This window comes from Variovorax sp. KBW07 (genome assembly GCF_003852515.1).
In the GTDB taxonomy this organism is placed as follows: domain Bacteria; phylum Pseudomonadota; class Gammaproteobacteria; order Burkholderiales; family Burkholderiaceae_C; genus Variovorax.
On the sequence record NZ_QAJK01000029.1, the window covers coordinates 39,191 to 56,772 of the forward strand.

Sequence of the window (17,582 nt, forward strand, 5' to 3'; positions counted from 1 at the left end):
TCTATCGGCTCGACGTGCCGCACGCCCCAACGGCTCCAGCTTGCGTTTTCCGGGCCACAGCGCGCTGATCGCCAAGGCGACACAGCCGCTGGATCGCTCTGTTGCATTTCCTTTTCAAGCTGCCTAAACTGAGTCCAGTTAAGAAAGTAAAAAGGAGACAACGCGATGCAGATGCGCAACCCGCTGCAGGGAACGTGGCAGCTTGTTCGATGGGAAATTGCCTATGGCGATGGCCGTGCGCCAAGCCTTCCCTATGGCGCGGCGGCCAGTGGATTGATCGTCTACAGCGACGACGGCTGGATGAACGCCTGCATCGCCCGAGCCGACCGCGCACGGCTGTCCAGCGACAGCGTTCGCACCGCGCCGGAGGCCGAGCGCCTGTCGGCGTTCGAGAGCTACTTCCAGTACGCCGGCCGCTACGAAATTCGCGAGCGCGATGGCGGGCAGCAACAGGTAGTCCACACGGTCACGCAGTCGCTCAACCCGAACTTCGTCGGTACGCAGCAAGTGCGCGACATGCATTTCGACGGCAAGGGCGGCCTGACGCTCTCGGCCTCCGACACGGTGCCCGGCACGGCCGTGGCGCGCCATCACCGGCTGGTCTGGACACGCGCGGCGCAAGGAGGCGCGCAATGAACGCGGTCTTGCGCTCCGAGGCCGCGCCCTCGCTTTTCGACAAGCACCGCGCCACCTTCGAACGCGCCGTGCTGGCCTGCCGCGAGCGCCACGCATGGAGCCCGTACCCGGAGCAGCCGGGCAAATATCCCGATGCCGCGCAGGCCCAGGCGGCGGGCCTGGCTGCCTACCAGAGCCACCTGGGCAGCCGCTTCGCGCTCGATCAGCCGGGCACGGTCGCCGAGATCGGTGAAGAGCTTTCCCCCTACACGCAGGCGTCGCTCGGCGTGCGCTACCCGCAGGCGGACATCGATGCGCTGTTCGATGCGGCACAGGCCGCCATGGCCCCGTGGGCCTCGGCGCCGGTCGACGAGCGCATCGGCGTGCTGATGGAGGCGCTCGACACGCTCTATCGCGAGTACCTGTTCGAGATCGTTCACGCCGTCATGCACACCGCCGGCCAGAGCTTCAACATGGCCTACGCGGGCTCGGGCGTGAATGCGCTCGACCGGGGCATCGAGGTGCTGGTTCATGCCCGGCAGGCGATGGATGCCATCGCGCCCCGGGCCCGCTGGGAGAGGGCCTTCGGCGCGACGAAGATCGTGCTGGACAAGCGCTACCGGCTGATGCCGCGCGGCGTGGCCGTGTGCTTCAGTTGCGCGAGCTTTCCGACCTGGAATGCATGGCCTTCGATGCTGGCGAGCCTGGCGACGGGCAATGCCGTCATCGTCAAGCCGCATCCCGCGACGGTGCTGCCGATGGCGATCACCGTGCGGGTGTTCCGCGCCGTGCTGGCGGCGGCCGGGTTCGACGCGAACCTTGTCACGCTGGCGCTCGACACGCAGGCGGAGCCGGTCGGCAAGCAACTGGTGAAGCACCCGAAGACCGCCATCGTCGACTTCACCGGCAGCGTGGCTTTTGGCCAATGGGTGGAGCGCAATGCGCACCCGGCGCTGGCCTTCACCGAGACGGCGGGCTGCAACACCGTGGTGCTCGACTCGGTGACCGACCTCGACGCGGTACTGCGCAGCCTTGCCACCACCTTGTGCATGTTCAGCGCCCAGATGTGCACCAGCCCGCAGAACATCTACCTGCCCAGGCAGGGCGTGCGCACGCCGCAAGGCACCGTGGCCTTCGACGAGGTGGCGCGCCGCCTGGCCGAGGCCGTGCAGGCCCTGACCGGCGACGCGAAGAAGGCCTCGATGATCCTTGCCACCCTGCAGTCGCCGCGCACGCTTGCGATGCTCGACGACATGGCCGGCAAGGGCGGGCAGCGCGGCGAGGTGCTGCTGCGGCACGCTCCCTATGTGCACCCCGAGTTTCCCGAGGCGCGCACCAGCACGCCGCTGATGCTGAAGGTCGGCAAGGGCGAGCGCGACCTGTATGGCGAAGAGCGTTTCGGTCCGGTCAGCTTCGTGATTGCCTGCGACGACGCGGCCGATGCCCTGGCCCAGGCCACGCGCGACGCAAAAGAGTTCGGCGGGCTCACGGCCTTCTTCTATTCGACCGATGGCGCTTTTGTCGAACGCGCTGAGCTGGCCTTTGCACGCGCCGGTGCGCAGCTCACCGTCAACCTCACCGGCCCGATGCCGCTCAACTTCGCGGCGGCCTACAGCGACTACCACGTGACCGGCCTCAACCCGGCCGGCAACGCCAGCCTGACCGACCTGGCATTCGTTGCCGGACGCTTTCGCATCTCGCAATCGCGGCAGCCCGTACCGGCCGCCGAAACCACCACAGCCTGAAGGAGACAACGATGGGACACAACGACATTCCGGTGCTCAGCGGCGGCTTCGCGCCAATCGATGGAGAGATCACGCTCGACCTGACCGACGTGCAGGGCGAGATCCCGAAAGACCTGACGGGCATGCATGTGCGCAACGGCCCCAACCGGCGCTTCGAGGCGCCGGGCCGCTACCACTGGTTCGACGGCGACGGCATGCTGCACGCGGTGCGCTTCGAGGGCGGCCGTGCGCAGTACCTGAACCGTTGGGTCATGACCGACGGCCTGCGCGAAGAGCTCGCGGCCGGCACCGCGCTGTGGCAGGGCATCAAGGACCCGCCGCGCCGCGACCGGCCCGATGCGCCGATGAAGAACACCTCGAACACCGACGTCAAGTTCTACGCCGGCAACCTGGTGTCGATGTGGTACCTGGGCGGCGAGGTCTACCGGTGCGACCCGGGTGACCTCTCGACGCTGGGCAAGGTCGATTTCGATCCGCGCATGAAGGGGCTGCCGGTGTCGGCGCACTCCAAGGTCGACGAGCGCACGGGCGAGTTTTTGTTCTTTGCCTACGGCAAGGAGTCGCCGTACATGCACTACGGCGTGATGGACCGCGCCGGCAAGCTGCAGACCTTCATGCCGGTGCAACTGCCCGGCCCGCGCCTGCCGCACGACATGGCGATCACGCCCAACTACACCATCGTGCACGACCTGCCGCTGTTCTACGACATGGACGCGTTCGCGGCCGGGCGCCACAAGCTCAAGTTCCATCACACGCTGCCGTCGCGCTTCGGCGTCATTCCGCGCCACGGCACGCCCGACCAGATCCGCTGGTTCGAGGCCAGCCCGACCTACATGTACCACGTGTCCAACGCATGGGAAGAAAGCGACGGCCAGGGCGGCACCGAGATCGTGATGACCGGCACGCCGTTCAGGTTGCCGCGCGACTGGCACGGCAACGTGCTGGTCGATCAGTTCCCGAAGATGCTTGCCAACCTGGAGCACGACTTCATGTTCTACGAGTGGCGCTTCAACCTGCGCACCGGGCAGACGCGCGAACGCATCCTCGACGACATCGTGAACCAGGAGTTTCCTGTCATCAACTCGTGGATGCAGGGCCACAAGACGCGCTATTCGTGGAACGTGCTCATGGGCCGCAGCAACCGCGCCGAAGACCCGCGCTTCTGCGGCTTCGTGCGGCAAGACTTGCAGCGCGGCACCAGCACCAGCTACCACGAGGGCGTGCACAAGTGGTTCAGCGAAGCGCCGTTCGCCCCCAAGGACAACTGGAAAGCCGAAGACGATGGCTACCTCGTCGGGTTCCTGTGGGACGACGAGGCCAAGGCCTCGTTCGTGACGGTGTTCGACGCCGCCGACATCGCCAAGGGTCCGGTGGCACGCATCCGGCTGCCGCACCGCGTGCCCAACGGCTTCCATGCAACCTGGGTCAGCGGCGAGCGGCTCGCGCGCGGCTACTGAGGGGCAGGCCTCACCATGATCCTCGTACCTCAAGAGAAGATCGACGCGTACACCGCCCATGGCTGGTGGGGCGACCAGACGATGTGGTCGCTGTTCCAGCGCCACCTGCGCGAGCAGCCCGATGCAGAGGCGGTGGCCGATGCGCCCAACCGCCCCGACTTTGCCCACGGCGCGCCGCGCCGGCTGACCTGGGCGCAGTTGGGCGAAGAAATTGACCGCTTCTGCCTGCTGCTTGTGTCGAACGGCGTGCGCCGCGACGAGGTGGTCGTGGTGCAGATGCCCAATTGCGTGGAGCAGTTCGTCGTCTACCTGGCCTGCGCGCGGCTGGGCGTGATCGTCACGCCGGTGCCGATCCAGTACCGCGAGCACGAGCTGGCGCACATTCTCGACGTGACGCGTGCCCGTGCGGCTGTCACCTTCTCGCGGATCGGCAAGGCCGAGGCGGGGCATGCGGCCGCGCGCATGTTCGCCGGGTTGAGCAAGGCGCATCCGTCGCTGGCGTTGGTGTTCGCCTGGGGCGACACGGCCGGCGAAGGCATGGTCGACGTGGCCGCCGCGATGCGTAGCGCGCCATCGCCCGCGCAGTTGGAGGCGCTTGAACAAGCCGAACGCACCGCCGCCGTGACCGCCAACGACGTCTTCACCATCTGCTGGACCTCGGGCACCGAAGCCGCGCCGAAGGGCGTGCCGCGCAGCCACAACGAATGGCTGGTGATCGCGCCTTCGATCATCGAGGCCGGAGAGATTCGTCTCGGCGCGCGCCTGCTCAATCCTTTTCCGCTGGTCAACATGGCGGGCTTTTCCACTGCCATGGCGGCCTGGCTGGTGCTGGGCGGCACGGTGGTGCAGCACCAGCCGTTCACGCTGCCGGTGTTCCTGCAGCAACTGCGCGACGAGCGCATCGACTACACGGTGGCGCCGCCGGCCATCCTCAACATGCTGCTGCAGAACGAGCAACTGCTCGCGGGCATCGACTTCGAACGGCTCTCGCGCATCGGCTCCGGCTCGGCGCCGCTGTCGGACTGGATGGTGCGCGGCTTCGCGGAGCGGCACGGGGTGCAGATCGTCAATTACTTCGGCTCCAACGAAGGCGCCGCGCTGTCGGGCAACCACATCGACATTCCAGACCCAGAGCTGCGCGCCCAGTTCTTTCCGCGGGCAGGCGTGCAGGGCTATGCGTGGAGCATCTCGACCACGCGCAAGATCCGCACGCGGCTGGTGGACATGGAAACCGGCGAAGACATCGACGAAGCCGGCCGGCCGGGCGAGATACGCTTCGACGGACCGACCATCTTCAGCGGCTACTGGAACGCGCCCGAACTCAGCCGCAAGGCCTTCGACGCGGCGGGCTTCTACCGCACCGGCGACCTGTTCGAGATCGCGGGCGACCGCGCCCAGTACTACCGCTACGTCGGCCGCTCCAAGGACCTGGTGATTCGCGGCGGCGTGAACATCTCCAGCGAGGAAATCGAAAACCTGTTGTTGGGGTGCCCCGGCGTGCGCGAAGTGGCCGTGGTCGGCGTGCCCGACGAAGTGCTGGGCGAAAAACTGTGCGCCTGCATCGTGGCGGCGGAGGGCGCGGCGCCGGTCACGCTCGACGCGATAGGCGCTTTCCTGCGCGAGCACCGCCGCGTGGCCGTCTACAAGCTGCCCGAGCACCTGCTGCTGTTGCAGGCCCTGCCACGCAACCCGGTCGGCAAGATCCTGAAGCGCGAGTTGCGCGAGCAGGCCCGCGCGCTGGCGGCATCGACCGCATCCGCGGCATCCACTGCATCGACGTTGAAGGTGGCCGCATGAAGCCCGTGCTCTTGCTGATTCCCGGCATGCTCAACACGGCCGCTGTCTGGCGGCCCGTCGCGGCGCTGCTGGAAGACCGCTTCGAGGTGCGCATCGCCGAGGTGCAGACGCAGGACAGCATCGCCGCCATGGCACGCGATGCCTGGGCCCGCGTGGCCGACGTGCCCGCGCACGTGCCGCTGGTGTTGTGCGGCTTTTCGATGGGCGGCTACACGGCCATCGAGATGGTCGCCGGCAAAGGGCCGCGACCGGTCGATGCGCTGGCGCTTGTCGATACGTCGGCAAGGCCCGAGTCCGCCGAAGGCGCGGCCGTGCGGCTGAAGACCATCGCCGCGATCGAGCGCGATTTCGACAAGGTCGTGGCGGGCATCGCGCAGTTCGGCGTGGACCCGTCGCGTGGTGCCGACGAGGGCTGGATGGGTGCGATGCGGGCGCTGCTGCGCGAGGTCGGGCCCGAGACGGCGATCCGCCAGAACCGCGCCATCAGCACGCGCGGCGACCACCGCGCCGCGCTCGCCGCGCTGCGCGTTCCCACGCTGGTGGTGTGCGGGCGCTCGGACCGCATCACGCCGCCCGAGCATTCGCAGGAGCTGGCGGCGCTGATCCCTTCGGCGCAGCTGGAGTGGATCGAGCAGGCGGGCCACATGACACCGATCGAGCAACCCGCGCGCGTCGCGGCCCTGGTTGCGGCGCTGGCCGGCCGCATGCAAGGAGACAAGGCACCATGAACAGACGCAACGCATTGCAGCAACTCGGCGCCCTGGCACTGGTGCCGGCGGTGCCCGCCGCGCAGGCGCAGGACCCGGCCGCTTTTCCCGACAAGCCGGTGCGCATCGTCGTGCCGTTCGCGCCCGGCAACACGCTCGACACCGCGCTGCGCCAGGTGGCCGAGGAGTTCCGCAAGAACACCGGGCACCCGCTGCTGATCGACAACAAGCCCGGTGGGGCCGGCATCATCGCCGCGCAGAACGTCATGGCCGCGCCGCCCGACGGCTACACGCTGCTGCTGGCCAACACCAGCATGTTCACCGTCAACCCGCACACCTTCGCAAGGCTGCCCTACGACCCCGAGAAGAGCTTTCGCCCTGTGTCCAACTTCCTGGGCGCGTCGATGGTCATGGCGGTCAACAACAGCGTGCCGGCCAACAACGTGAAGGAGTTCGCGGCGTGGGCCAAGGCGCGTCCGGGCAAGGTGTCGTTCGCTTCATTCACGGCGGGCAACTCGTCGCACTTCGCGGGCGTGATCCTGAACCAGCGCGCCGGCATCGACATGGTCCACGTGCCCTTCAACGGAACGCCGCCCGCCGTGACCAACCTGGTCGGCGGGCAGGTCGATGCGGCCTTCCTGCCGTTGCTCGCGGTCAAGCCGCAGGTGGATGCAGGCAAGGTCAAGGTGCTGGCCGTGACCAGCCCCCGGCGCTCGCCGTTGATGCCGCAGATCGCCACCTTCGCGGAGCAGGGCTACCCCGATCTCGAAATCTATATCTGGGCTGCCATTGCCGCGCCGGCGGGCACGCCCGACGCGGTGATCGGCCGGCTCAACACCGAGTTCGTGAAGATCCTCAAGTCGGCCGACCTCAAGGAGAAATGGCGCGCCATGGACTTCGAAACCCTGCCGTCCACGCCGCAGGAGTTCACCCGCTTCGCGCAAGCCGACTCGAAGCGCTGGGCCGAGGCCGTGAAGATTTCCGGCTTCAAGGCGAGCGAATGATGCTGCGCCCGTCCTTTCCTCATTCACCCTCCAACCCCGAGCCTTCCATGGACAGATCCCACGCCCCGTTCGCATTGCGCCTGCCGGTTTTCGCCGCGCCCATGTTCCTGATTTCTGGCCCGGAGCTGGTGCTGGCCGCGTGCAAGGCCGGCATCGTCGGCGCGTTCCCCACGCCCAATGCGCGACCGGTCGAGATGCTCGACAGCTGGATGCGCGAGATCACCGAGGGCCTGGCCCGTGCGCGCGACGAGCAGCCCGCATCGACCATCGGTCCCTGGTGCGCCAACCTCGTCACGCACTCGTCGAACACGCGGCTGGCCGAAGACCTCGAACTGGTCGCCAGGTACAAGCCGCCGGTGGTCGTTACCGCGTTGGGCAGCCCCAAGCCGGTCATCGACATCGTCCACCGCTACGGCGGCAAAGTATTTGCCGACGTCATCAACATCCAGCTGGCCCGGAAGGCCGTGGCGGCCGGCGCCGACGGGCTGGCCTGCGTGTCGGCCGGCGCGGGCGGGCACACCGGCTTCCTCTCGCCCTTTGCCTTCGTCAGCGCGGTGCGCGAGTTCTTCGACGGCTACGTGGTCACGGGCGGGGGCATCAGCGACGGCTGGGGCGTGGCGGGCGCCATCGCATCCGGGGCCGACTTCGTCTACATGGGCACGCGCTTCATCCCGGTGGCCGAGAGCATGGCGCCGCATGCCTACAAGCAGATGCTGGTCGACAGCACCGTCGACGACCTGGTCGTGAGCGCGGGCATCACCGGAACGCCGGCCAGCTGGCTCAAGCCATCGCTGCGCGCCAACGGACTCGATCCCGACAACATGCCGGCGGCGCCCGACCGGCAGTACGACAGCAGCCAGTCGATGGCGGCCAGGCGATGGAAAGATGTGTGGGCGGCCGGGCAGGGCGTCGGCGCGATTCGCCAGGTGGAGACCGTGGCCGTCGTGGTGGACCGCCTTGAAAGCGAGTACGCCCAGGCCTGCGCGCGTCTTGCGGGCCTGGCGGGCCTTGCGGGCATGGCTCGCGCACCGGTGCCCGCCATGCCGTGAGGCGCTGGGGGGCGTTTAGCATGACGGACCTGGATTTCCTTCATGCCTCCCATTCCCGATCTCGACCTCACCCGTGATGCGCTGTCTACCAGCACGCTGAGCCACGGCCTCCACCTGATGGGCGACCGCTGGACGGTGGCGGTGATTCTTGGCGCCTTTCTCGGCGTGCGCCGCTTTGACGAATGGCAGTCGCGCCTGGGCATTCCGCGGCAGACCCTGACGGAACGCCTGAAGGCGCTGACCGATCTGGGCCTGCTGCGCGCGCGACCGTACCAGGAGCGCCCGCCGCGGTACGACTATCACCTCACGCGGCAGGGACTGCAGCTCTACAACCACGTGCTCATGATGTGGGCCTGGGAGCGGCGTTGGGGTTCACGCAGCCTGCAACTGCCGCAGCGCCTTGTTCACGCCACCTGCGGACATGCCTTCGTGCCCCGCATGAGTTGTTCGGCCTGCGGCGAAAAGGTCGGCATCCGCGATCTCACGTTCACGCTGAAAGTGAACGAGGCCCTGCGGGCCGTGCCGTCATCGCGCCAGCGCGCCGCAAGGTTGTCGCCGGAAGAGGGCACGCAGATGGGGCTGGGCCTGCGCGTGGACCGCTGGACGCTGCTCATCATTTCGGCCGTGTTCCTCGGCTGCCATTACTTCGACCAGCTCAGCCATGTGCTGGGCATCGGCAGCAGCGTGCTCACGCGCCGGCTCGCGGGCATGGTCGACTCGGGGCTCCTGCTGTGCCAGGCCGACCTCAACGATGCGCGGCGCAAGATCTACCGCCTCACGCCCGCGAGCCATGACCTGTTCGGCTACATCATCTGTTTTTCCAGCTGGGCCAGCCGGCACCACTTCAACGAGCCCAGCTCGATCCGGCCGGTCCACAAGGGCTGCGGCCAGCCCTTCGTGCCCCAGGTGATCTGCAGCCATTGCGATGAAGCACTGCAGCCCTGGGAGGTCGTGGCCGAAGGCGCTTGAGGCGCGCGAGTGCTTGCGATCGATCAGCGCGCCCGGTCCGCCACCGGTCGCACCGCGTAGGCAGATTCGGCCGCCTCGTTGATGCCGACCCAGGCGTTGCCGAAGTTCACGGCATAGAAGTGCTGGTCGGCCTCGCTGCCGGAACCAGACCAGAACTTGACCGGCGGCGTGTCGGGGAAATTCGCGGCGTCGATGGTGGGTATGGTCGCTTCGCCCGCGCACCAACGCGGCACGGTGACAGGGGCCTGTTCGGGGCTCAGCGCGAGCGTGAAGGTTTCGCCCACGAAGCCATGGTCGCAGCGGCGCAGGGCGGCCAGTTCCACGATGGTCGGCAGCCGCCATTGAGCGATGCCTTCGTGGCCCCGCGCGTTGAGCGCCTCGACGCGCTCCTGGGCGGTCATCAGGTCCAGGGTCTCGGCCTCGCCGGCACAGCGTCCGTCCTGCCAGGTCTGGCCGAGGGCGCAGCGCAGCCACCGCAAGCCGGTTGCGGTATCGGTTGCGACGGCCGTCGCTGCGGGGAGGGCCTTCGTTGGCGTGGCCTGTTCATCGCAACCGCCGAGCAGCGACAAGGCCGCCAGGGCAATCGCCATCGCTTTGAAGCGGGGCTGCGATCTCGTTGAAAACTGGGTGAAGTGGGCGCGCGTGGCGCCGCCGTTGACTGTCAAATCATGGACTCCCGTTGGAACCTTCAGGTTCGAGAAAAACACGTGCCGCGAAAGCGGTTTCGCAGGCGTGAACCAAGCGAGCATAGCTTCGGGCGTGCCTGCTTCCCCGGCTCCAGGGCGGAGGCAGCCAGCGCTGTACGCGCAGGCGGCGATCAGCCTAGGCCGGCCGATCTGATGGCGACACGCTCTTGCCGCGCCTGGCAGGTTCCACTGCAAACTGCGAAGAGTGCGCCCCCACGCGAGTCGCGATGAACTCGATGAACGCCTTCACCGCCAGCGATACATGGCGCCTGGTCGGATAGACCACATACAAGCCAAGCTCGGTCGCATGCCAATCGCCTAGCAGCCGCGCAAGACGGCCCTCGGCCAGGTCCCTGGCCACGACGAAATCCGGAAGAAGCGCGACCCCCATGCCCGCCAGGGCCAGTTCGCGCAACGCCAGGCTGTTGTTGGCGTGCATCGATCCACGGACCGCCACGGCATTCCACTCAGGCGCTTCGGCGCAGCGCAAACGCCAGGTGCCCGGCGTCTTGCTCAGCGTATAGATCAGGCACTCGTGCGCCTGCAGGTCGCCGGGCAGCAGCGGTGCCGTGCGCCTTGCCAGATAGGCCGGCGAGGCAACCACGCAATGAGCGACCGTCGCCAGCTTTCTCGCGACGAGCGATGAAGTATCGAGATCCGCAATCCGGATCGCCAGGTCGACGCCTTCGCGCAGCAGGTCGACTTGCCGGTCTTCCAGGCGCACGTCGAGCTCGAGCTTGGGGTACCGCAACTTGAGCGCAGGCAGGGCAGGGAAGATGTGCGTCAGCCCGAAACTCATGGGCACGCTGATGACGAGGCGGCCGCTCGGCTCGTCGCGCAGCTGGCTGATTTCGCGTTCGGCGTCTCGCATCTGCGACATCGCGCGCTCGGCCCGCTCGTAGAACAGCTTGCCCGCATCCGTCAACGCCAGCCTGCGCGTCGTCCGATGCAACAGGCGGGTTTCGAGCCGGGCTTCGAGCGCACCGATGCGCCTGCTGACCACCGACCTGGCGACGTCCAGCGTGTCCGCCGCCGCCGTGAACGAGCCAGCGTCCACCACCGCGACAAAGGTTGCGATCGCTGTGAAATGTTCCATGTGCTGTCCGAGTATGAAGTCGATCAAGCGGGGGCTCGACCGCGGATTGGTGCCCTGCATCGAACAATCTGTTCGCACCAGCCGGGCTGATCTTTGCGCCGTGAATTTCTAGAGTCGAAAGCTCGCGATCAAGCGATTGCTTGCGCGTTTTCTGTCTTCAACACCGAGGTTCGAATGTTTCAAAGATCATCTCTTCTGCGGCGTCTTGCTGCCGCCGCTGTATTTTTGTCCGCTGCCGTGTGCGCCGTTGCTGCGGATTCGCCGGCCCGGATGCCCAAGCCCGTCTACGACCAGCTGACGCCTGAAAACAGCATTCTGCTTTTGGTGGACTACCAGCCCCAGTATGCTTTTGCCACGCAGTCGATCGGCATCGATGCCCTGCTCAACAATGCAGCCGGACTCGCCAAGGCCGCACAGGTTTTCAAGGTGCCCACGATCATCACGACGATCACCGCGCAAGCCTACGGCGGCCCCACATTTCCGCAGGTGCAGGCCGCCGCGCCCAAGGTGACGCCCATCGACCGCACGCCGATCAACGCCTGGCAAGACCCGCGAATCGCCGAACAGATCAGGAAGAGCGGCCGGAAAAAGCTGATCATCGCGGGGCTCTGGACGGACAACTGCGTCATGCTGCCGGCCCTGTCGGCGCTTGCCGAAGGCTTCGAGGTTTACGTTGTCACCGATGCGAGCGGAGACTCCGATGCCGCATCGCACGAGCGCGCCGTCCAGCGGCTGGTGCAGGCAGGTGCGGTCCCGATCACCTGGCTGCCCGTGATGCTCGAGTGGCAGGCCGACTGGACCCGCGCCGAGACAGCCGGCCCCGTCGGCAAGATCATCTCGGAGCACGCAGGCGCGATGTCCATCGGCGCGTTCTACCTGCAGTCGCTGAAGAAACGCTAAAGGCTGCGCTCAGCCCTTCCTGCAGATCACGTTGATGAAGGGAAGGGCGCTGCCACCGTGCGTCGGCTCGTCGATCTCCGAAACTTCGAGCAGACCGTACGGGCCGAACTCCCGCTCGACCGAGGCCGCGTCGTAGAAGAACATCGACAGGCCGGGCGCTCTCTCGTACCAGTCGTCGCCCAGCCTGGCTCCCTGGCCATGCATCGGGGCCTTCTTCGAGATAAGCGTGAAGATCATGTGCCCGCCGGGCGAGAGCTGGCGGTAGCAGTCCTGGATGAGCTTGGCGCGCCCGTTGGCGTCCAGCAGGTAGATGAGCCCGTAGCAGAAGATGCCGTCGTACTGCCGGTTGTCGAACGGCATGTCCGCCACCGAGCCGTGGTGGATGGGAATTTCAAGGCCGAGCTGCGACCGGGCCAGCGCGATGGCCGTGTCGGAGATCTCGATGCCCGTGACCGACATGCCTCGGTCGAGAAACGCCTTTGCGTTCCGGCCGTACCCCACGCCAGGTATCAAGACATTCCTGACGCCCGTTCGGGCGAAGAAGTCCCGCGCGACGATGGCGGAGGCGGTGGGCTCGAAGCCCCACATCAGCTGTTTTTCGTTGAAGGCGTTTTCCCAGAATTCGGTCATGCGGGGCTCTTGAGCAGCCGGTTTGATTGTCATGCAACATATGATGTTGCATGATGACAAAAATGTCAACCGTGCGGGCGGCGGGCGCCCCCCGCTACCGCCCGCGAAGCGACTTGCCGTGCTCCGGCATGGGCCACAACCCATGCGGGCGCGCCAGCATGGTGACGATCATGGCCAGCGAGATGAGCAGGGGCCGCAAGATCCCCGCGTCGAGCCGGCCATCGGTGATCTCCTGCAGCGGACCGGCTACGTAGCGAAGGGCCTCCGGCAACGCGGTCAGGAGCAACGCGCCAAGAATCACGCCCGGGATGTGCCCGATGCCGCCGAACACCACCATCGCAAGGATGATCACCGACTCCTGAAGGCCGAACGCCTCCGGCGAAACGAAGCCCTGGAACGCACCGAACATGGCCCCGGAAACGCCTCCGAAGCTGGCGCCGATGCCGAACGCCAGGAGCTTCATGTTCCGTGAGTTGATGCCCATGGCCTGCGCCACGACCTCGTCGTCGCGAATGGCCATCCAGGCACGGCCGATTCGCGAATGCTGCAGCCGGTGGCAGATCGTCACGGTGAGCAGCACGAGCGCCAGGAACAGGTAGTAGTACAGGGTGACCGAAGCGATCTGAAAGTCGCCGAGCGACAAGGGCTTGCCCAGGTCCAGCCCGAAGAAGTTGATCGAATCGGTGGGGCCCATGCCTTTTGCGCCGTTCGTGATGTTGATGGGATGACTGAAGTTGACGATGAGCAGGCGGACGATTTCGCCGAAGCCCAGCGTCACGATGGCCAGGTAGTCGCCGCGAAGCTTCAGGGTGGGCGCACCGAACAGCGTTCCCAGCAACGCGGCGAGCAGTGCGCCAAGCGGGATCGTGATCCACCACGGCGTGTGCAGGCCCAGGGGAAACATCGCGGCGATCCAGGCAAAGTTGTCGACCAGGTGAGGCGAGGTCAGCAGCGCGAACATGTAGGCACCGAGCGCATAGAAAGCCACGTAGCCGAGGTCGAGCAGGCCCGCATGGCCCACCACGACGTTCGCACCCAGCGCCAGCATGATGTACAGGAGGCAGGTGTCGGCCGTTCGAACCCAATGCGTGCCCGCCGACTGCAGCAGCAGGGGCAGCAACAGGAGCCCGACCAGCGCTGCGTATTTGAACGCCACGCGACGGCGATCCGTTCGGGGCCGGGCATCGCTTGGGTTTGCCATCGGCGAGTCTGAAATCTCCATTGCCGCGAGGCCCCTTTGTGTCGATCGTCTTGTTTGTCTTATTCGGTACGGCCAACGTTAGACTGGCGCGAATCGCCTGGAAAGAGATGGCAGTTCCGTTTGAAGCGGAACAAAACGCCGCAATGAAAGAGGTATATCCGGATGGACAAACTCAGCGGCCTGCTGGCCTTCGTGAAGGCGGCTGACCTTGGCAGCTTCGTTGCGGCGGGCCGGGCACTGGAGCTGTCGGCCTCCGCGATCGGCAAGGGCGTGGCCCGCCTCGAGCAGGAGATGGGTGTGCGTCTCTTGCAGCGCAGCACCCGGCGCATTCAACTCACCGAGGAAGGGCGGCTGTTCCACGAGCGTTGCCGCCGAATACTGGAAGACCTCGACGATGCGCAGGCCATGCTGTCGCACGTGCGCGAGGCGCCGCGTGGCAGGCTGCGGGTCAGCGCGCCGATCGTCGGCCACCATTTCCTGTTGCCGGTAATTCCGGGTTTCGTGGCGCTGTACCCGGAGGTTGAACTCGACATCAATTTCACCGACCGCACGGTGGACCTGATCGACGAAAGCATCGACGTCGCGATCCGCAGCGGAAACTTGCCCGACTCCCGGCTGGTCTCCAGGCCACTGAACCCTTTTCGGCTGATGCTGTGCGCCTCGCCGGGCTACCTGGCGCGGCACGGCACGCCACGTGTCGCGAGCGACCTGGAGCGGCACGCGACGATCCGCTTTCGGCACCCGAATTCCGGAAAGCTGCTCGAGTGGCCGATGCTGCGGTCCGCTCCCGATATCGAGGGGCGTCTTCGCACGGTCCTCGCATGCAACAACATGGAGGCGGTGCTTGGCGCCACGTTGCGCGGGCTGGGCATCGCCTGCATGCCCGACTTTCTTGCGCGCGAGATGCTCGCCGAGGGCCGGCTTGCCGGCGTGCTCGACAAGGAACTCGCCGCGGGCGGCGAGTTCAAGGCGCTGTGGCCGTCAAGCCGGCATCTGTCGCCCAAGGTCCGCGTGTTCGTGGACCACCTGTGCAGGCACCTGTCCGAGCAGGCAAGTGATCGATCCGGCGCGCCGGTGGCGGCCGGTTGAGTCGTTTTTCGGAGTACCTGCCGTGAGCGGGGGAATGGCGCCCGCGCCCAGCATTGCAACGATGCCGTCACACGCCGGTGACAGCATGCAAGTTTCCCGAATGGCGTGCTTTCCTTGCCGACTCGAATCTTCCCCCTGCCATGGCCCTTGCAGCATTGCGGCAGCCGTGCCCATGCTCGCGGCCGTGCGGCGCGCCGGGGTTGAGCTGCGTGCGCCTGTCCTTCGCCGGCGCCGGATGCCGCAGGGTGACGCTCTGCGGAATGCTGCTGTTCCGGCTCGCCGGATCGGCATGGGCGGCTGACGGACCCGCGCCGGCGCCGCGCGATGGCGAGCCGCCGGTGGACGTGGCGCCCAACGCCGCGGAGCAGGCCATCGACTTCGACATTCCGGCGCTCCCGCTGGGCGATGCGCTCAAGCGCTATGCCGCCGTGACGCGGCAGCCCGCGCTCTTTCGCAGCGAACTCCTGGTGGACCTCACATCGTCTGCCGTTCGCGGTGCGTTCTCGCCCGACGTTGCCCTCCGGCTGCTGCTGGAAGGCACGGGCCTGGTCGCGGAGAAGGTCCGCACGGATTCGGGTGTTGCGCTCGCACTGAAGCCGGCGGGCGCTCCGGTGGCGGCCCCGCGTGCGGCCGGTCTCGGCAGCCTGGTGGGCTACCCGAGCCTGGTGCAGGCGCAGGTGTGGGAGGCGCTGTGCGACAACACCCGCACGCGGCCGGGAACGTACCGCTCGCTGTTGCGCTTCGAGGTGGATGCCACGGGGCAGGTGCGGCGGCCACGCCTGCTCGGCCCCACCGGCGATGCGTCCCGGGATGCCGCGATGCTGGAAGTCCTTCAAGGCGTGCATCTCGCGCAGGCGCCGCCGCCCGATCTGCCGCAGCCGCTGACCCTGCTCGTGCTGCCCACGGATTCGCGAGGCGGAACACGCTGCCGTGACGCAGAGGGCGGGGCGTCCTGACCATGGCGGAAGACACGCGCCCCGTTCTCATGGACTACCTTTCCAGGCACTACGACGCCCTCAAGCGGCAGCTGGGGCGGGCGTTGCGCAATCCGGATCTCGCCGAAGACGCGCTGCACGACACCTGGCTGCGCGTGAACGACCAGGGCAAGCAGGAAGACGGCCCGATCCAGCGGCCGGGCGGCTACATCGTGCGCATGGCTTTCAACATTGCACTGGACATCCAGCGCCGCCAGAGCCGCAATCTGCCGTTCGACGAGATCGATGCGCTGATGGAGCTGGCCGACACGGCGCCCGGCCCGGAGCGGGTCGCCGAGGCACGCTCGCAACTGGATGCCGTGGCCCGGCTGATGGACCGCATGCCCGCGCGGCGGCGCGAGGTCGTCGTGCTGGTGCACATGGACGGGCTCACCCAACCCGAAGCGGCCAGGCGGCTGGGCGTTTCGTTGCGCACCATCGAATATGAACTCAAGCACGCACACGACTACCTGAGCAGCAGGATGGCCCATGACAAAAAATAAGTTGCGGGATCCGGCGGGCCCGTTCGTCGTACTGGGTGAAGAATCGAATTGCCCAGGGCTGCTGCAGTGACGTATGACGCATGACGCCATGACGACACCCGCCGACGTTCCCGCCATCGACGCTGAGACAGCGAGGCAAGAGGCCTGGGAGTGGCTGCGCCTGTTCCATTCAGGCGCCGTGAAGCCGCAGGACGCCGAGCGTTTCAGGCGCTGGGTGGCGAGCAGCCCGTCGCAAGCGGCGGCTTTCAGGCAGGCAAGGGCGCAATGGGCCGCGATAGGCCCGGCGTCCGCCGAGCTGCTTCGCACGAATGCCGAAGCGGCGGCGTTTCATGCGCGCCATTTGCCAAGGCCGGTGCTTCCCCGCCGCGCCTTCCTCGGGGCGGCGGTCGGCGCGGCGGCCATGGCCGGTGTCGCGGGCGTGGCGGTGTTCCATCCGCCGGCGGGGCTGTGGCCCGCGCCCGCGGAGTGGGGCGCCGACTACCGCACCGCCACGGGCGAACAGCTGGTGGTGGGTCTGGCCGAACGGGTCGAGGTCACGCTGAACACCCAGACCCGCATCCGGCGCCGGATGGCGGGCGACGAGACCACGGGCATCGACCTGCTCGCGGGCGAAGCGGCCATCGACCTGCCGAGCACCGACAGCGGCGGCCCAGGCTTCAGCGTCACCGCCGGCGTCGGCCGCAGCGTGGCCGGCGCGGGGCGCTTCGAAGTCCGCTACCTGGACGGCAAGGTCTGCGTGACCTGCATCGACGGTGGCGTGCGCGTCGAGCACCCCGCCGGCACGCGCGAGTTGCGTGCGCGCCAGCAGGCGGTGTACGACGGCAGTTCGTTGAGCAGCGTGGCGCTGGTCAGCGCGGCGAATCTTTCCGCCTGGCGCAAGGGAGAACTGGTGTTCACGCAGACCCGGCTCTCCGACGTGCTCGACGAGATCAATCGCTACCGGCCCGGCCGCGTGATGCTGATGAATGCCGCCGCGCGCAACCGGCCCGTGACGGGGAGCTTCTACATCGCATCGCTCGACCTGGCGCTTGCGCAGCTGCAGCATGCCTTCGACCTGGAGGCCCGCTCGCTGCCGGGCGGGGTGGTCGTGCTGAGCTGAAGCAAAAAAGGGGCAAGAGAGGCAAGAGGGGCAAGGCCGCAAAAAAATAAGTTGCGGGATG

17 protein-coding genes are annotated in these 17,582 nt (G+C 67.2%); 13 read left to right on the top strand and 4 right to left on the bottom strand.

All coding sequences use genetic code 11. The annotated features are described in order from the left end of the window. Positions 1-165 precede the first annotated feature (165 nt). The 8 genes from DBV14_RS06480 to DBV14_RS06515 are packed head-to-tail and all read left to right on the top strand — an operon-like array spanning position 166 to position 9,343. Entirely contained in the window at positions 166-636 is a 471-nt protein-coding gene (locus tag DBV14_RS06480) for a lipocalin-like domain-containing protein (RefSeq protein WP_124458373.1), read from the top strand. Continuing rightward, the gene (gene paaN, locus DBV14_RS06485; protein WP_124458374.1) at positions 633-2,360 is read left to right on the top strand and encodes a phenylacetic acid degradation protein PaaN; all 1,728 of its coding nucleotides are present in this window, start codon (positions 633-635) and stop codon (positions 2,358-2,360) included. The genes DBV14_RS06480 and paaN overlap by 4 nt, the downstream gene beginning before the upstream one ends. An 11-nt stretch (positions 2,361-2,371) precedes the next feature. Beyond that, positions 2,372-3,817, top strand: coding sequence for a carotenoid oxygenase family protein (locus DBV14_RS06490; protein ID WP_124458375.1), 1,446 nt, complete (start codon positions 2,372-2,374; stop codon positions 3,815-3,817). A gap of 15 nt (positions 3,818-3,832) precedes the next feature. Further along, positions 3,833-5,614: a class I adenylate-forming enzyme family protein gene (locus tag DBV14_RS06495; protein ID WP_124458376.1), complete on the top strand. Its 1,782-nt coding sequence runs from the start codon at positions 3,833-3,835 to the stop codon at positions 5,612-5,614. Then, positions 5,611-6,342 (top strand): alpha/beta fold hydrolase, encoded by a 732-nt coding sequence (locus DBV14_RS06500; protein ID WP_124458377.1) that lies wholly within the window; start codon positions 5,611-5,613, stop codon positions 6,340-6,342. Before DBV14_RS06495 ends, DBV14_RS06500 begins: the two co-directional genes overlap by 4 nt. Next, on the top strand, positions 6,339-7,325 hold the full coding sequence (locus tag DBV14_RS06505; protein WP_124458378.1) for a tripartite tricarboxylate transporter substrate binding protein: 987 nt from the start codon (positions 6,339-6,341) through the stop codon (positions 7,323-7,325). Before DBV14_RS06500 ends, DBV14_RS06505 begins: the two co-directional genes overlap by 4 nt. Positions 7,326-7,372: 47 nt before the next feature. Continuing rightward, positions 7,373-8,374: a nitronate monooxygenase family protein gene (locus DBV14_RS06510; RefSeq protein ID WP_124458379.1), complete on the top strand. Its 1,002-nt coding sequence runs from the start codon at positions 7,373-7,375 to the stop codon at positions 8,372-8,374. Positions 8,375-8,416: 42 nt separating this feature from the next. Beyond that, complete coding sequence (locus DBV14_RS06515; protein ID WP_124458380.1) at positions 8,417-9,343, top strand: helix-turn-helix domain-containing protein; 927 nt, start codon at positions 8,417-8,419, stop codon at positions 9,341-9,343. Positions 9,344-9,366: 23 nt separating this feature from the next. On the opposite strand, the gene DBV14_RS06520 is transcribed toward DBV14_RS06515, so the two are convergent. Together DBV14_RS06520 and DBV14_RS06525 are read right to left on the bottom strand one after the other, a co-directional pair. Further along, positions 9,367-10,092 (bottom strand): DUF1566 domain-containing protein, encoded by a 726-nt coding sequence (locus DBV14_RS06520; protein WP_124458381.1) that lies wholly within the window; start codon positions 10,090-10,092, stop codon positions 9,367-9,369. Positions 10,093-10,165: 73 nt separating this feature from the next. Next, on the bottom strand, positions 10,166-11,125 hold the full coding sequence (locus DBV14_RS06525) for a LysR family transcriptional regulator (protein ID WP_185545947.1): 960 nt from the start codon (positions 11,123-11,125) through the stop codon (positions 10,166-10,168). 270 nt (positions 11,126-11,395) lie between these two features. Between DBV14_RS06525 and DBV14_RS06530 the strand changes: the two genes are divergently transcribed. Next, on the top strand, positions 11,396-12,025 hold the full coding sequence (locus tag DBV14_RS06530) for a hydrolase (RefSeq protein ID WP_124458383.1): 630 nt from the start codon (positions 11,396-11,398) through the stop codon (positions 12,023-12,025). A 9-nt stretch (positions 12,026-12,034) separates the two neighbouring features. Here DBV14_RS06530 and DBV14_RS06535 read toward each other — a convergent pair whose 3' ends face one another. Further along, positions 12,035-12,655: a bifunctional 2-polyprenyl-6-hydroxyphenol methylase/3-demethylubiquinol 3-O-methyltransferase UbiG gene (locus DBV14_RS06535; protein WP_124458384.1), complete on the bottom strand. Its 621-nt coding sequence runs from the start codon at positions 12,653-12,655 to the stop codon at positions 12,035-12,037. Between the two features lie 94 nt (positions 12,656-12,749). Next, positions 12,750-13,856, bottom strand: a complete 1,107-nt coding sequence (locus DBV14_RS06540) for a branched-chain amino acid ABC transporter permease (protein ID WP_124458385.1) — start codon at positions 13,854-13,856, stop codon at positions 12,750-12,752. Positions 13,857-14,018: 162 nt separating this feature from the next. On the opposite strand from DBV14_RS06540, the gene DBV14_RS06545 reads away from it, so the two are divergent. The 4 genes from DBV14_RS06545 (at position 14,019) to DBV14_RS06560 (ending at position 17,521) form a co-directional block, all read left to right on the top strand. After that, positions 14,019-14,945, top strand: a complete 927-nt coding sequence (locus tag DBV14_RS06545; RefSeq protein ID WP_124458386.1) for a LysR family transcriptional regulator — start codon at positions 14,019-14,021, stop codon at positions 14,943-14,945. Between the two features lie 245 nt (positions 14,946-15,190). Further along, the gene (locus DBV14_RS06550) at positions 15,191-15,901 is read left to right on the top strand and encodes a TonB-dependent outer membrane receptor (protein WP_124458387.1); all 711 of its coding nucleotides are present in this window, start codon (positions 15,191-15,193) and stop codon (positions 15,899-15,901) included. Between the two features lie 29 nt (positions 15,902-15,930). Further along, positions 15,931-16,422, top strand: a complete 492-nt coding sequence (locus tag DBV14_RS06555) for an RNA polymerase sigma factor (protein WP_260396845.1) — start codon at positions 15,931-15,933, stop codon at positions 16,420-16,422. 88 nt (positions 16,423-16,510) lie between these two features. Then, on the top strand, positions 16,511-17,521 hold the full coding sequence (locus DBV14_RS06560; RefSeq protein WP_185545948.1) for a FecR domain-containing protein: 1,011 nt from the start codon (positions 16,511-16,513) through the stop codon (positions 17,519-17,521). Positions 17,522-17,582 lie beyond the last annotated feature (61 nt).

Coding starts and splice junctions, on each gene's coding strand:
- DBV14_RS06480 (WP_124458373.1), top strand. CDS start 166: ATGCAGATGCGCAACCCGCTGCAGGGAACGTGGCAGCTTGTTCGATGG.
- paaN (WP_124458374.1), top strand. CDS start 633: ATGAACGCGGTCTTGCGCTCCGAGGCCGCGCCCTCGCTTTTCGACAAG.
- DBV14_RS06490 (WP_124458375.1), top strand. CDS start 2,372: ATGGGACACAACGACATTCCGGTGCTCAGCGGCGGCTTCGCGCCAATC.
- DBV14_RS06495 (WP_124458376.1), top strand. CDS start 3,833: ATGATCCTCGTACCTCAAGAGAAGATCGACGCGTACACCGCCCATGGC.
- DBV14_RS06500 (WP_124458377.1), top strand. CDS start 5,611: ATGAAGCCCGTGCTCTTGCTGATTCCCGGCATGCTCAACACGGCCGCT.
- DBV14_RS06505 (WP_124458378.1), top strand. CDS start 6,339: ATGAACAGACGCAACGCATTGCAGCAACTCGGCGCCCTGGCACTGGTG.
- DBV14_RS06510 (WP_124458379.1), top strand. CDS start 7,373: ATGGACAGATCCCACGCCCCGTTCGCATTGCGCCTGCCGGTTTTCGCC.
- DBV14_RS06515 (WP_124458380.1), top strand. CDS start 8,417: ATGCCTCCCATTCCCGATCTCGACCTCACCCGTGATGCGCTGTCTACC.
- DBV14_RS06520 (WP_124458381.1), bottom strand. CDS start 10,092: ATGCTCGCTTGGTTCACGCCTGCGAAACCGCTTTCGCGGCACGTGTTT.
- DBV14_RS06525 (WP_185545947.1), bottom strand. CDS start 11,125: ATGGAACATTTCACAGCGATCGCAACCTTTGTCGCGGTGGTGGACGCT.
- DBV14_RS06530 (WP_124458383.1), top strand. CDS start 11,396: ATGCCCAAGCCCGTCTACGACCAGCTGACGCCTGAAAACAGCATTCTG.
- DBV14_RS06535 (WP_124458384.1), bottom strand. CDS start 12,655: ATGACCGAATTCTGGGAAAACGCCTTCAACGAAAAACAGCTGATGTGG.
- DBV14_RS06540 (WP_124458385.1), bottom strand. CDS start 13,856: ATGGCAAACCCAAGCGATGCCCGGCCCCGAACGGATCGCCGTCGCGTG.
- DBV14_RS06545 (WP_124458386.1), top strand. CDS start 14,019: ATGGACAAACTCAGCGGCCTGCTGGCCTTCGTGAAGGCGGCTGACCTT.
- DBV14_RS06555 (WP_260396845.1), top strand. CDS start 15,931: ATGGACTACCTTTCCAGGCACTACGACGCCCTCAAGCGGCAGCTGGGG.
- DBV14_RS06560 (WP_185545948.1), top strand. CDS start 16,511: ATGACGACACCCGCCGACGTTCCCGCCATCGACGCTGAGACAGCGAGG.